The organism is Halocatena halophila, assembly GCA_027563145.1.
GTDB classification, from domain to species: Archaea; Halobacteriota; Halobacteria; order Halobacteriales; family Haloarculaceae; genus Halocatena; species Halocatena halophila.
This window is the reverse complement of sequence record CP071306.1, coordinates 2,182,391-2,194,968: the sequence shown is the minus strand read 5'-3', so window position 1 is coordinate 2,194,968 and position 12,578 is coordinate 2,182,391. Positions and strand designations below refer to the sequence as shown.

15 protein-coding genes are annotated in these 12,578 nt (G+C 58.0%); 11 read left to right on the top strand and 4 right to left on the bottom strand.

The window, feature by feature from the left end:
- Positions 1–24 precede the first annotated feature (24 nt).
- From JXQ78_RS11695 to JXQ78_RS11685, 3 genes are all read left to right on the top strand, one after another.
- Positions 25–393, top strand: coding sequence for a UPF0175 family protein (locus tag JXQ78_RS11695; protein ID WP_330630944.1), 369 nt, complete (start codon positions 25–27; stop codon positions 391–393).
- A complete protein-coding gene (locus tag JXQ78_RS11690) occupies positions 390–896 on the top strand; it encodes a twitching motility protein PilT (protein WP_330630943.1) in 507 nt (168 codons plus the stop codon). Before JXQ78_RS11695 ends, JXQ78_RS11690 begins: the two co-directional genes overlap by 4 nt.
- A gap of 72 nt (positions 897–968) precedes the next feature.
- Positions 969–1,487, top strand: a complete 519-nt coding sequence (locus JXQ78_RS11685) for a peptidylprolyl isomerase (RefSeq protein WP_330630942.1) — start codon at positions 969–971, stop codon at positions 1,485–1,487.
- A 4-nt stretch (positions 1,488–1,491) separates the two neighbouring features.
- Here the strand turns inward: JXQ78_RS11685 and mutL are convergent, their stop codons facing one another.
- Both mutL and mutS read right to left on the bottom strand, forming a co-directional pair.
- A complete protein-coding gene (mutL, locus tag JXQ78_RS11680) occupies positions 1,492–3,141 on the bottom strand; it encodes a DNA mismatch repair endonuclease MutL (RefSeq protein WP_330630941.1) in 1,650 nt (549 codons plus the stop codon).
- A complete protein-coding gene (mutS, locus tag JXQ78_RS11675; RefSeq protein WP_330630940.1) occupies positions 3,062–5,731 on the bottom strand; it encodes a DNA mismatch repair protein MutS in 2,670 nt (889 codons plus the stop codon). Before mutS ends, mutL begins: the two co-directional genes overlap by 80 nt.
- A gap of 98 nt (positions 5,732–5,829) precedes the next feature.
- On the opposite strand from mutS, the gene JXQ78_RS11670 reads away from it, so the two are divergent.
- From JXQ78_RS11670 to JXQ78_RS11655, 4 genes are all read left to right on the top strand, one after another.
- Entirely contained in the window at positions 5,830–6,093 is a 264-nt protein-coding gene (locus JXQ78_RS11670; RefSeq protein WP_330630939.1) for an NUDIX domain-containing protein, read from the top strand.
- On the top strand, positions 6,093–6,272 hold the full coding sequence (locus JXQ78_RS11665; protein ID WP_330630938.1) for a hypothetical protein: 180 nt from the start codon (positions 6,093–6,095) through the stop codon (positions 6,270–6,272). Before JXQ78_RS11670 ends, JXQ78_RS11665 begins: the two co-directional genes overlap by 1 nt.
- Before the next feature lie 114 nt (positions 6,273–6,386).
- Entirely contained in the window at positions 6,387–6,734 is a 348-nt protein-coding gene (locus JXQ78_RS11660; protein ID WP_330630937.1) for a hypothetical protein, read from the top strand.
- A gap of 148 nt (positions 6,735–6,882) precedes the next feature.
- Complete coding sequence (locus JXQ78_RS11655; RefSeq protein WP_330630936.1) at positions 6,883–7,800, top strand: ABC transporter ATP-binding protein; 918 nt, start codon at positions 6,883–6,885, stop codon at positions 7,798–7,800.
- A 3-nt stretch (positions 7,801–7,803) separates the two neighbouring features.
- Here the strand turns inward: JXQ78_RS11655 and JXQ78_RS11650 are convergent, their stop codons facing one another.
- Positions 7,804–8,391 (bottom strand): metal-dependent hydrolase, encoded by a 588-nt coding sequence (locus JXQ78_RS11650; protein WP_330630935.1) that lies wholly within the window; start codon positions 8,389–8,391, stop codon positions 7,804–7,806.
- Positions 8,392–8,667: 276 nt separating this feature from the next.
- Here JXQ78_RS11650 and JXQ78_RS11645 point away from each other — a divergent pair, with 276 nt between their 5' ends.
- From JXQ78_RS11645 to JXQ78_RS11635, 3 genes are read left to right on the top strand one after another with little or no spacing between them, the layout of a single operon-like run.
- Positions 8,668–9,486, top strand: a complete 819-nt coding sequence (locus tag JXQ78_RS11645) for an ABC transporter permease subunit (RefSeq protein ID WP_330630934.1) — start codon at positions 8,668–8,670, stop codon at positions 9,484–9,486.
- Positions 9,483–10,001, top strand: a complete 519-nt coding sequence (locus JXQ78_RS11640; protein WP_330630933.1) for a hypothetical protein — start codon at positions 9,483–9,485, stop codon at positions 9,999–10,001. Before JXQ78_RS11645 ends, JXQ78_RS11640 begins: the two co-directional genes overlap by 4 nt.
- Before the next feature lie 37 nt (positions 10,002–10,038).
- Positions 10,039–10,857 carry an ABC transporter permease gene (locus tag JXQ78_RS11635; protein ID WP_330630932.1) on the top strand — a complete coding sequence of 273 codons (819 nt, stop codon included), beginning with the start codon at positions 10,039–10,041 and terminating at the stop codon, positions 10,855–10,857.
- A gap of 3 nt (positions 10,858–10,860) precedes the next feature.
- On the opposite strand, the gene JXQ78_RS11630 is transcribed toward JXQ78_RS11635, so the two are convergent.
- Complete coding sequence (locus tag JXQ78_RS11630; RefSeq protein WP_330630931.1) at positions 10,861–11,397, bottom strand: GNAT family N-acetyltransferase; 537 nt, start codon at positions 11,395–11,397, stop codon at positions 10,861–10,863.
- Between the two features lie 84 nt (positions 11,398–11,481).
- Between JXQ78_RS11630 and JXQ78_RS11625 the strand changes: the two genes are divergently transcribed.
- Complete coding sequence (locus tag JXQ78_RS11625; protein ID WP_330630930.1) at positions 11,482–12,570, top strand: right-handed parallel beta-helix repeat-containing protein; 1,089 nt, start codon at positions 11,482–11,484, stop codon at positions 12,568–12,570.
- Positions 12,571–12,578 lie beyond the last annotated feature (8 nt).

Genomic DNA, 12,578 nt, shown 5'->3' with positions numbered 1-12,578 from the left:
GTATGAACACCTATTCTGATACTGATGACCCGAATTACCGGCTCCTACCCAGAGGATCTGGAACTACTCATCGAGGGGACTGTCGAGGCGGGTGTATTTGGCGGAAAAAGCGACGCATTACGTGAGTTCGTTCGGGAATATTTTGCCGCTCACGAGAACAAGCGAATTTCGGCAGTGGTTGTCCTTTATGAACAAGAACGGATCACGCTTGGAGACGCAGCACGGCTGGCGCAGGTTGACCGATGGACAATGCGGGAGATTCTCCGCGAGCACGGTGTCGATCTCCGGCTTGGCCTAATGAACGAGGACGACGCAGCCTACGAACGGGAGGCCCCACAGCACCTCGAATTTGAAGATGAGACTACTAATCGTGAGGAGTCCGACACCGAATGACAGACTGGACACCGCCACCAGAGCCGACTGTCCTCGACACAGCTGTCCTCTCCAACTTTGCCTACTGTAACCAAATTCAATTGCTCGGTGACATCGCTGGAAGCTGCACTGTTCCAGTAGTTCGACACGAACTGCAGAACGGAGTCGAGAATCATCCGTATCTTACGGAGGCGCTCGATAGCCTCGACGATGGAATTCCAGTGGCAACAATTTCCGAGACGGTTGCAAACCGACAATCGATCGTCAGCACGCATCTGGATCCCGGTGAGGCACAGGCGTTTGCCCTGGCTGACGTCCACAATGGGCAACTTCTCACCGACGACGGCGATGCACGAAGATTTTCGAAAGAACAGGGAGTAAGAGTGATCGGTTCTGTTGGGGTTTTGCTAGGGGCAATCGATGCGGGATCAATCACAGAAGCCACAGCTGATGAATGGCTTTCACAGTGGATCGACGAGATTGGCTACTACGTTCCCTACAAATCGATCTCAGAGTATCGGTAACCAATCCTGCATGCAACCACCCAGCAACCCCGACCGGGAGTCTTTTCCATCCGCCGGATAAGATCGAAGCGTATGAGCGACAATCCGCACGCGAAACTCAACACCAACTTTGGAACGATCGAGGTCGAACTGTACGAAGAGCGAGTCCCGCGAACCGTCGAGAACTTCATCGGCCTGGCAACGGGAGAGCAAGAATGGACGGATCCGGAAACGGGCGAGACGAAACAGGGCGAGCCCCTGTACGATGACGTGCTCTTCCATCGGATCATCGAGGGGTTCATGGTCCAGGGCGGCGACCCGACCGGCACCGGCCGCGGCGGACCTGGCTACGAGTTTGACGACGAGTTCGTCGACGGACTCAGTCACGACGGCCCCGGCGTGCTCTCGATGGCCAACGCCGGCCCGAACACCAACGGCTCGCAGTTTTTCATCACGCTCGACGCCCAGCCCCACCTCGACGGTCGCCACTCAGTGTTCGGTAAAGTGACCGACGGAATGGACGTGGTACGCGAGATCGGAGACGTTGAAACCGACGCCAACGACAAACCACACGAAGACGTGCTGCTCGAATCGGTCACCATCCACCGATAGTTTCTCACTCAAGTCGCATCGAAGAGCGTGAAAATCCCCGGGCGAGCGTCGCTTCGTCGATCGTTACCACCGTTGGGCGACCGTGTGGGCAGGCAAACGGCTGCTCACACCGCCCGAGTGCGTCAACCAGTTCGGTTGCCGTCGCCGTCGATAGCTGATCGCCGGCTTTGACGGCGGGATGGCAGGCGAGTTCGGCAAGCAACTCCGTTCGCGGATCGTCGATTGATTCTCCAGCACGCAACGCATCGAGGAGCTCCAGAAGTGAATCGGCCGACTCCGTGTGGCCAAGCGGCGCTGGAACTGCCGTGACGCGATACGACGACGGACCGAACGAACTGAGCCGATAGCCCAGCGCCTCGATCGCCGCCCGGTTGCGCTCAAGTTCCGATTGATCGCCGGGCGAGAGCGACACCGTCTGTGGTGGATCGAGGGAATGCGACGTGATCGAGTCCGAAAGCGCTCGCTGTAAACGCTCGAAAATGATCCGCTCGTGGGCGGCGTGCTGATCAATAACCAGCAGTTCGTCAGTCTCACAGAGCAGATACGCCTCCCGGAACTGCCCAATGACGGTGAGTTCATCAAACGGAGGCTGGCGCTCACCACCGATCGGTTCGACAGAGAGCTCCGAATCGATCGACGTCGAGAGATCACCCTCACGCAGCGACGCCGCGATTGCTGACTCGACGGCCGACGTCACTCGATCGACGCTGGCGAGCCGGACCGTTTTCTTCGCCGGATGAACGTTCACATCGACGGTGTCCGCCGGCACTGACACCGTGATCGCCGTGATTGGATAGCGATCACCGGATAGCGTCGAGCCGTAGCCGGCTATAATAGCATTTTCGAGCGCATCGTGTGTCACCGGCCGGCCGTTGACGGCGGTGACAACGTGATGGCGTCTCGATCGATGTTCTGCCGGAGACACACGGATGCCAGAAACCGTACACACTGCGGACTCGGCGGACTCGATCGTTGTGGCATGACTAGCCACTGAGCGGTCGTACACCGCCATCACGGCGTCTATCGCGCCCGTTCCGGGCGAGCAGAACACCGTCGATCCGTTGTGCTCGAGCTCGAATCGAACCGCCGGTTGACAGAGGGCATAGCGTCCGACGAGCCGACTCACGCGAGCGAACTCTCCGCGCGGTCCATCGAGCGTGGCACGTCGGGCAGGCATCGTCGCGAACAGTTCCGAGACCGACACTGTCGTTCCCTCGTCGTGTCCAGCGCGCTCGACGACCGGCTCATCGTCAACGATCACCCGTGTGCCGATCGACTCCGCTCCTGTCCGTGTCGTTATCGTGAGCCGACCGGCGGTCGCGATACTCGCGAGCGCTTCACCACGAAAACCGAGCGTCTGTACGCTCTCAACATCCGTCTGGTCGCTGATTTTGCTGGTTGTATGCCGTTCAACAGCGCGTTTTGCATCACGGCCAGTCATGCCGTGGCCATCGTCACGAACCGTAATCGTCTCGAGTCCGCCGTCAGTCACGGCCACGTGAATCCGGCTCGCACCGGCATCGAGCGCGTTCTCGATACACTCACGAACGACATCGGCCGGACGGGTGATTACCTCACCCGCTGCGATGCGAGCGACCGTTTTCGCGTCCAGTCGGCGGACCGTTGGTGGTGTCGATTCGGCGTTGGAGCTCATAGAGCGTCTGCAGTGCTTCGAGTGGCGTCGTGTCTGCGATCGAAAGCTCAGCAATCGTCTCACGGAGCGAGCGATCGCCGACGTGCGTCTCGATTGTATCAGAACTGCTGTCGTCTATCGTCGTAGTACTGTCGATTGAATCATCAGTTTCAGTGGTGCTCGTTGCAGTTTGATTCGCATCAGTGTCCTCGTCATGGAGCGACTCGACGCGGTCGATTACTGGGTCAGGAACGCCAGCCAGTCGTGCCACGGCGACGCCATACGATCCGGAGGCGGCCCCATCGAGCACGGTGTGTAAGAACGTCAGCTCCTCACCGTCGCGATCAACCGTGAAATGAACGTTGGTGACGGCCGCCAGCTCGTCGGCGAGTTCAGTCAATTCGTGATAATGCGTTGCGAACAGCGTGAGCGCACCGATTTCGTCGTGGAGAAACTCCGTCGTTGCCCGGGCAATAGCTCGCCCATCAGTGGTTGCAGTACCACGACCAACTTCGTCGAGAATCACCAGCGATGACGGCGTGGCCGAATGGAGAATCGTTGAGAGCTCACTCATTTCTCGCATGAATGTGGACTGTCCGCCAGCAATGTCGTCGCTTGCACCGACCCGGGTGAACACCCGATCGACGATCGGCAGCCGTGCCCGATCCGCCGGAACGAAACTCCCCAGCTGCGCCATGATCTGAATCAAGGCAATCTGGCGCATGTAGGTTGATTTCCCGCTCATGTTGGGCCCGGTGATGATAGCGATTCGTTCGTCGCAAAGGGTGGTATCGTTGGGAACGAACAGCGGTTGTGTCGTCTCCACGACCGGATGGCGACCACCTTCGATCTCGATCGCACCATTGCTGCCGGTGCCGTCGAACGCTGGCCGGACGTAATCACGGCGGGTGGCCACCGTTGCAAGCGTCGTCAGCACGTCGAGTTCTGCAAGCACCGTCGCGGCCTGCTGGATCCGATCGGTGTGGTCACCAACGTCAGCTCTGAGCTCGCAAAACAGCTGATATTCGAGTTCGGTGGCGCGTTCGCTCGCACCGAGAATGGCGTCTTCTCGGTCTTTCAGTGCCGGCGTGTAGAATCGTTCGGCGTTTTTCAGCGTCTGGCGTCGGGTGTACTCCTCGGGGACCGCATCGAGATTCGGATTCGTCACCTCGATGTAGTAGCCGTGCACCTCGTTGTATCCGACTTTCAGCGAGTCGATACCGGTCCGGTCGCGTTCGGTTGCCTCGAGCTCGTTGATCCACTGTTCACCCTCGCGCTGTGTTGACCGGAGCGAATCGAGCTGCTCGTCGTAGCCATCGGTGATGATTCCGCCGTCGGTCAGTTCGATCGGCGGGTCGTGCTGAATCGCCGCGTCGATGCGCTCACAGACCCCGTCCAGTGCTGGCAGCGCATCCCGACGATCAGCAAGTGGCTGGCAGTCGATTGTATCCAACGCCCCAGCAACCGCCGGAAGAATCTCCAGGGTGGCCTGCAACGAACGACAGTCCCGCGCGTTCGCACGGTCATCAGCGACGCGAGCAATCAGCCGCTCGAGATCGTACGCGTCGGCCAGTAACTCCCGGAGCGTTTCTCGGACGAGCGGTGTCGCCACCAGCGTCTCAACGGCATCGAGCCGGCACTGGATGGCAGACGCATCACAAAGCGGCCGACGGAGCCAGTCGGCGAGCGTGCGTCTGCCCATCGCGGTGGTCGTCTCATCGAGCACAGCCAGCAGGGTGTGGTCGTCGTCACCGTGCTGGTTTTCGAACAGTTCGAGCGACTCAATAGTCGTTCCAGACAATCCCATCGTCTCGGTCGGAGCGTACCGACTGATGCGAGTAACCGACGCGAGACCACCGGGAGAGACACCCTGCGTGTACTCGGCGTACGCCAGCAGTGCACCACACGCGATCAGCTCAGCGGTCGTTTCGAAGACCGCCTCCGGGGAGGGAACGTACGCTCCGACGCGTTGTTTTGCCGCGTCGGATTCGAACGAGATGCTGTCGTCGATCGTTTCTGTGCAGTCAGTCGAAATGGTTCCCTCGAGTGGTGGATCGATGAGCAGTTCAGTTGGCTGCTGGCGGTCGAGTTCGTCCTGAATTACCCGCTCGGTACCGCTTGCCACACGGAATGAGCCCGTTGAGAGGTCCAGAAACGCGACGGCCAGCGACTCCTCCTCGTCCGCGCCAACGCAGGCCAGATAGTTGTTATCAGCACCCAGCAGTGCATCGTCGAGGACGGTTCCCGGCGTAATCACCCTCGTAACGGCTCGTTCGACGACACCAGAGGCCTCTGAGGGATCTTCGATCTGGTCTGCAATCGCCACGCGATAGCCCGCATCGAGCAGCGTTTCGACGTAGGAGGTCGCATTGTCGATCGGAATGCCGGCCATCGGATACTCACCTGTCGAATCCTCACGGCTCGTCAGCGTGATTTCGAGCAGTCGTGCACAGCGTTCGGCCGCCTCACAGAACGTCTCGTAGAAATCGCCGACCTGAAACAACACCATCGCCGAATCGTACTCCGCACAGAGCTCGAAATACTGGCTCATCATCGGCGTAAGTTCGTCCTCGCACTCGGCCATCGCGGCCGGCGTTCCCGTTCCCTTCATAGCTGGAGTCCCACGATCCATCCACTTAGCCTGTGTGGACTCCTCGTCGGTCGGCGGGTGCAGAAGGGATTTCCTGCCATGGCGTGCTATCAATCATTGTGGCCGACAACTATTGTGTCAACGTCGAGGGCGCAGTCTATCGTGATGGAGCCTATCTCATCGGTGAGCGTGCTATGGAGGAATCACACGCTGGGGGCCAGCGCAGTCTGATCGGTGGCACCGTCGAATCGGATGTCCCAGCGACGGCCGCCCTCGAATCCACGCTCCAGCGTGAAATTCGTGAAGAGACCACGGTCGAGATCGAAGCCAAACGGTGTATCTCACGAGTCGGATCTTCGAAACAGACAATGGTGACCGAGTGATGAACGTGGAGTTTCTCTGTCGATATGAAACTGGGACCGCCGTCGCTGCCCAGCCAGACGAACTCGCTCGGGTTGACTGGTACGAACCCGCCACACTCTACGACCATCCAGCCGTGCCACCCTGGACAGCGGCCGCAATCGAACGCGCAGAGCAGAGGCGACAGCAGCTCGGCTGGTAATAAAATGTGGTGTCGGATCCGATAGATGGTCGAGACGCCTGAGCGATTTTGATCGAACCGGCTGTAGCCCTATTGAATCGTTGCACACTTTGCATTGCCACCAAATGCCGCACTATGTCCACATCAAGTGACATTTTTGATCGCAGTCCAGATACGATCTCGATCGCTATTGTCATCGGGTTCTGGACGATGCTCTCCTGGTTTGCATGGGTTCCCATCGTCGGTCGAGGGCTCAATTACACCGGGCTGGTCATCGGGCTCTACTATGCTGTGGTCCAGGGAGCAGACCAACAGCACTCCGAGCCACATCCCACCTCCCCTGCAGCCGTGCTCAGAGCAAACGGTCGACTGTTGGTACTCGTGGGACCGTGGTTCCTTGCAGCCATCGCCATCTACGGGATCAGTGGCCTGTGGGACCTGGTTGGACTCCCAGGGCTGTTCATCTCACCAGCGATTCAATAGCCTACATCTTCGTTGCAACGGGCGTGCTTGCAGCCGTCCAGTACGCCGTCGCTGGGTGTCAAACTCGACTCCAAGATCGGACAGAGTGACAAACAGGAAGTATATCTATACCCGAAAGTATTAGAAGCAGTCCACTGGAGGGAGGGATATGTCAGCGATCGAGCTCCGTGGGATAACCAAGGAGTACGATGACGTGACGGCAGTCGATGGCGTGGAGTTGACAGTGGAGACTGGTGAAATATATGGCTTTCTTGGGCCGAACGGGGCGGGAAAATCGACGACAATCAACATCCTGCTGGATCTGATCAGTCCGACCGCAGGGACTGCACGAGTGCTCGGCCAGGACGCAAACGAGAATTCGACAGCGATCCGTGAGCGCATCGGTGTCGTTCCAGAGGGGTATGACATCTACGACCGGCTGAGCGGGCGAAAGCATCTTCAGTTTGCGATCGACTCGAAAGGGAGTGACGACGATCCCGACGAGTTGCTATCCCGTGTTGGTCTCGACGGTGCCGGAGATCGTCCAGCCGGAGGGTATTCGAAAGGGATGAAACAGCGTCTCGTGCTCGCGATGGCGCTCGTCGGGTCACCGGAGCTACTGATTCTCGACGAGCCAACGACCGGACTCGATCCAAACGGCGCACAGGAGCTTCGCGAGGTGATCAGAACCGAAAACGAACGCGGCACGGCGGTCTTTTTCTCAAGTCACATTCTCGAACAGGTTGAGGCCGTCTGTGATCGGGTGGGCATTCTCCGGGACGGTGAACTCGTTGCTGAGAACACGATCGACGGACTACGCGAGCAACTCGACAGCGAGACCACGCTAGCGTTCGAGCTCGAAACCGTCCCATCGTCACTTGCGTCCATCCTCAAAGCGCTCAACGGCGTCAGCTCAGTGACGATCGATGATCGAACGGTCACCGTTGAGGCAAGCGACGACGTAAAGAGCGCAGTGTTGACAGCCATTCATGAGCACGCCACCGTCGAGGATTTCAGCACCGAAGAACGCTCGCTCGAGGCGTTGTTTGCCGAGTACACGAACGATCCGTCGGCGGCCACCCACTGATCGTCATTCGGAGCGGTCGGCGTACTCCTCGTAGGACGGCTCCAGTGCGCGCTTGATCGGCCCGATTCCGGGCCGGCCATCGAGAACCCAGAGCCCAAGCGTCGCATAAACGATGCCGGCACCGACGATGACAATCAGCGCTTCGCCGGTGGTCTGAAAGCCGGTAAAGACGGAGACGTACTCTTCGAGACGAACGATCACCGGGCGGTCGTACGGCGGCAACGACACCAGCGGCCAGAGCACGCGATCGAGTGCGTATGGACTCGATCGCAGCCAGCCGAACAGGAGATCACCGAGCAGGTGCGAGTACAGTCCCACCATGAATGCAATGGCTGGGGCCCGTCGATTACGGCTTCGTGCAAACAGATAGCCACCAGCACCAAGCGGAACGACGAGCACGATCGAGTGACCAATAGCGTATCCCTGCGGAAACAATCCAGCAATCCAGGAGAGGGGCTTATCGATCAGATCCGGGAGCAGAGCGCCAAGCAGGACCGTTGCGGTTGCGTCGGCACTCGGACGACTGTCGCTGTATCGACAGGCGATCGAATAGCAGAGATAGCCGACAGCAACGTGCGTCCAGGGCCACATCTCATCGCCACCTCGATGAAATTACTTCGATGGAATGTGAGTACATGATCTGTCGTGATAATCAACCGACACGCAATGAACGCGTCGAAATTCAACACAAGCAACCAGTTATCCACAATCAATACTGAATGATTTGTTACTATATTCTACCAGATCAAGGATGAAATAGCTGCAACAAAATCATTTGAATCGAAACGTTCACGATAGCTGCGTTATCACTCAATCACAGTGACAATTCAGGTGCAGAATACCTATCAGAGGTCGTGGTGAGAATCTGTGAGTGCACTCACAATAGCCAGAAAGGAGTTCGAGGACGCACTCCGTTCACGGGCGTTCGTGGGAGTGACAATGTTGCTGGCGATAGTTCTGGTGATTCTGCTGTACTTTCAGTTATACGTCGATAGGAGTGCACGATTATCAGCCCTCTGGCTACCCAGTTCTATCGGACCCTGGTTGACAGAGCAGTTGTTGTTTCTCATTCCGGTGGTCGGGACGTTGCTGGGCTATAAATCAATCGTCGGCGAACGTGAATCTGGAAGTCTCAAACTGCTGCTCACACTGCCACACAGCCGACGGGACGTCATTCTCGGAAAATTTCTGGGGAGAGCAATGGTGATGGTCTGTTCGGTGTTTCTCGCCTTTTTCGTTGTCGGGGTGCAGTTCGCTGCCAGCTCGGAGCTATTTTCGATTACGGTCTATGCAACAGCTGCAGTGAAAACGGCACTGGTCGGCGTGACCTTCGTGGCAATCGCCATCGCGTTTTCGACCACACTGCGTTCGTCCTTGCTTGCCATGTGGGGAGCATTCGGACTGATGGTACTGTTTGTCTTTCTCTGGGATTCGGTGCTCACGCTCGTCAAGTCGTTTTTGGAACCAGCCTCGAACGATTCAGTGGGGATATCCGAACTTCCCGAATGGTTCTATCTGCTCAAGCGATTCAACCCTCGCCACGCGTTCGCGGATGTCACCCCGCCGCTGTACGACGGTAGTGCATTCTATCTCGAACCGTGGTTTAGCGTCGTCATTCTGGTGGTGTGGCTCGTCGTTCCACTCGGGATTGCGTATCTCCACTTCGAACGGAGTGATCTCGCGTGAAGCGCCCGTCCCTCTGGGCTGTGCTGTTGCTGGTCGGTCTGCTGTTGTACGCGGTTGTACTCGTTGGGTCACTGCCTGCACAGGATCCCGCCGTCGAGACCCAGCGTGATCCAAACAGTACGGCAGAGCCACTGGAGCATGCGGACGCCACGATTCACTACGAGAATCTCTCACCCTCGGCGCAACGGTGGTTCGACGACGTTCCACAGAGTGACAACCAATATGAAACCACCGTCACTCCAATCAAGAAGCTGCCAGAGCCCTGGCTGTCGATTGCACCACCTGGAAGCGAAGCGACGGCTCCCCCGACCACAGAGGCCGAAGTGCAGCGTCGACACACGAAAATCCAGAGGATCGTACAGGTCGAAAGGGATGGTCGCTACCATTCTATTGTCCTCATTCGGATCAGTCCACGCCCACCGCTGCAGGCGGTTTTGCTCCGACTAGGTGCAATCATCGGAGCGATCGGCGCATTCGGATTCGGCTGCCAGCGATGGCTCACGAGAACGCTATGAGATTTCAGATACCACACACCACCCCTGGTGATCGCATATGAGCACGCTACTGATTGCTAAGAAAGATTTCGAGGACGCCATCCGGGCGCGGACACTCCAGTTGCTGGTGGCGTTTTTCGTGGGATTCACATCGCTCACCTTCCATTACCATCGCTCCAGACTCGGTCCGGGTGGAACCTTCATCGATCTCTACGATGGCATTCTCGGAAAACTCGGTGTCATAATACCGTTGCTCGGCGTGATGGTTGGCTATAAGGCCGTTGTCGGCGAGCGAGAGTCGGGAAGTCTCAAACTGCTGCTCACGCTGCCACACAGCCGACGAGACATTCTTCTCGGGAAGTTCATCGGCCGAGCTGCAATCGTCCTCGTGACGATGGCGATCGGCTTCGCGCTCGTCGGTGTGCAGACGATACTGTTCACTGATCTCTTTTCGGTAACCGAGTTTTTCCTCGCCATCGGTGAGATCACGCTGTTCGGTGTTGTCTTCGTGGCGATCGCAGTGGCCTTTTCGACCGCCATGCGCTCCTCAATGAAGGCCGCAATTGGCGCACTTGGGTTGACGATTTTGTTTTCGTTTCTGTGGGACTTGATCTACGGGTACTTCGCAAGATTCATCGACCCTATGGAGTTCAATCCACAAACTGGAGGATATCAGCCGGATCCCGGACCAAACTGGGTCCTTTTCCTCCAACGTCTCAATCCACGTCGTGCGTTCCTCGAGACCCCATCCATCTATATCGAAGGTCCAGATCCCTTCTTCCTCGAAGGCTGGTTCGGATGGGTGATCATCATCGCCTGGCTCGTCGTTCCGCTCGTGATTGCTTACTGGCGATTCCGAGACAGCGATCTCGCCTGAAACTCACTCTAATCGTGCTTCGACCGTCGTTCTCGAAACCGCACGCGTCTGTTTGACCGTCTCAAATCCCAGCCGGTCGTAGAACGCCTTTGCACGCTCATTATCGATGTCCACCTCAAGGGAGAGCTCCGGACAGTCCTCACGGTCAGCCCGATCAACGGCCCATGCCACTAGCTCCGCCGCAAGCCCCGACCCTCGAAACGGTTCTGTGACGAAGAAATCCCCAATTCGGAGCGAATCCGGCGCGTCGAAAACCGCTGGGGAGTCCTCAATTTCCGCTGAGATGAAACCCACCAGCTCGGCATCAGTGCTGGCGATTGATTCAACCGGATCGTCGGTGTTGAGTACGACGAGCAGTTCGTACTCCGGCTCTGTAAGCCGATCCAACCGGAACTCGACCTCGGCGTCGATCAGTTCGTCGTCATCGTTCAACGCAAAGCGCTTGACCGTTTGCTCGAGCGTTCGATTGTACGACAGCCAGAGCTCCTCAGTGAACCGGCAAACGGACGGTTCGGTCGCCTCCAGAGAGACAAACTGCATACTCATCCAGGCGTTTCCTCATCAACTAACTGTTACGAACCGACCGACCCACAGCGGTTTCGGACGCCACCACCACTACATACCATGCCCAAATCGATGCTCGAACGAACTCACCCGGAGATCGGTGGCACAATCGAGCCCACCGTCGATCCAGCCACCGCAGACCGCGTGGTGTGCTGCGCGAGTGAACTCCAGACGGCCATCGAATCTGCCGACCGTAACGCCACAATCTATGTGCGCGATGACGCCGAAATCGATCTGACGAGCGCAGAAACGATCCACCTCCCGGCAGGGGTGACGCTCGCCTCTGGACGCGGGCGCTCGGACGGAGCGCTGGTGTTCACCGACGACCACCAGCGATGGCTGTTTCGATCCCGCGCACCCGACGTTCGAGTGACTGGCCTGCGGATACGTGGCCCGCGAACCGAACAGTTCGATCCACGCGAGCGTCCCAGAGCCGCCGAACAGTACTACAGCTGTGGACTCCACCTCTTTGGAACCGATCCCCGCGTCGACAACTGCGAGCTCTGGGGATGGCCACACGCGGCAATAGCCTTTGGCGCAAAAGACCACCCAATCACCGCCCGTGCTGATCACAACACGATTCACCACAATCGCATGGAAACACTGGGGTATGGCGTCGAACTCTACGACGGCTGGGCACGAATCGACGCAAACTACTTCGATTACAACCGCCACGCCGTCACCGCGTTTGGTCACGAGACGAACGGCTTTGTGGCGTGTAACAACCTCGTCGGAAAGCATCCACTCTCACACGCATTCGACATGCACCGCCTGTCCGAGAACGTCACCTGCGAGGATGAACTGCTCGCAGGAAAAACAATCCGGATCGTCCGAAACACGGTCGCCTACACACACGACACGCTCGATCGGCCACAGGAAGCGGTCGATCTCCGTGGGGTCACTGCTGAGCAATCGCTCGTTGATCGAAACTGGTTCGCACACGAAGCCCCACCGGACAGCAGCCGAGGAGCCGCTGTCAGACAGGGGATCGACGATCCGTTTCAACGCCTCGAAATCGGCGAACGGAACAGCTACGGGCCATCACCCCCCGATGATCCGGAGATCGGCTGTCGACGACGAAACCCAAACGGATCAACCACGGTCGAACGGCTCCGTTCGAAAATCACCGCATCGTTTTCTGGGTGGTGAGTCAATCG

What these genes read in the sequence shown, in the direction of transcription:
- JXQ78_RS11695 (WP_330630944.1), top strand. Translation starts at nt 25, where the DNA reads ATGACCCGAATTACCGGCTCCTACCCAGAGGATCTGGAACTACTCATC.
- mutS (WP_330630940.1), bottom strand. Translation starts at nt 5,731, where the DNA reads ATGAAGGGAACGGGAACGCCGGCCGCGATGGCCGAGTGCGAGGACGAA.
- JXQ78_RS11660 (WP_330630937.1), top strand. Translation starts at nt 6,387, where the DNA reads ATGTCCACATCAAGTGACATTTTTGATCGCAGTCCAGATACGATCTCG.
- JXQ78_RS11625 (WP_330630930.1), top strand. Translation starts at nt 11,482, where the DNA reads ATGCCCAAATCGATGCTCGAACGAACTCACCCGGAGATCGGTGGCACA.
- JXQ78_RS11630 (WP_330630931.1), bottom strand. Translation starts at nt 11,397, where the DNA reads ATGCAGTTTGTCTCTCTGGAGGCGACCGAACCGTCCGTTTGCCGGTTC.
- JXQ78_RS11665 (WP_330630938.1), top strand. Translation starts at nt 6,093, where the DNA reads ATGAACGTGGAGTTTCTCTGTCGATATGAAACTGGGACCGCCGTCGCT.
- JXQ78_RS11690 (WP_330630943.1), top strand. Translation starts at nt 390, where the DNA reads ATGACAGACTGGACACCGCCACCAGAGCCGACTGTCCTCGACACAGCT.
- JXQ78_RS11685 (WP_330630942.1), top strand. Translation starts at nt 969, where the DNA reads ATGAGCGACAATCCGCACGCGAAACTCAACACCAACTTTGGAACGATC.
- JXQ78_RS11655 (WP_330630936.1), top strand. Translation starts at nt 6,883, where the DNA reads ATGTCAGCGATCGAGCTCCGTGGGATAACCAAGGAGTACGATGACGTG.
- JXQ78_RS11635 (WP_330630932.1), top strand. Translation starts at nt 10,039, where the DNA reads ATGAGCACGCTACTGATTGCTAAGAAAGATTTCGAGGACGCCATCCGG.
- mutL (WP_330630941.1), bottom strand. Translation starts at nt 3,141, where the DNA reads ATGAGCTCCAACGCCGAATCGACACCACCAACGGTCCGCCGACTGGAC.
- JXQ78_RS11650 (WP_330630935.1), bottom strand. Translation starts at nt 8,391, where the DNA reads ATGTGGCCCTGGACGCACGTTGCTGTCGGCTATCTCTGCTATTCGATC.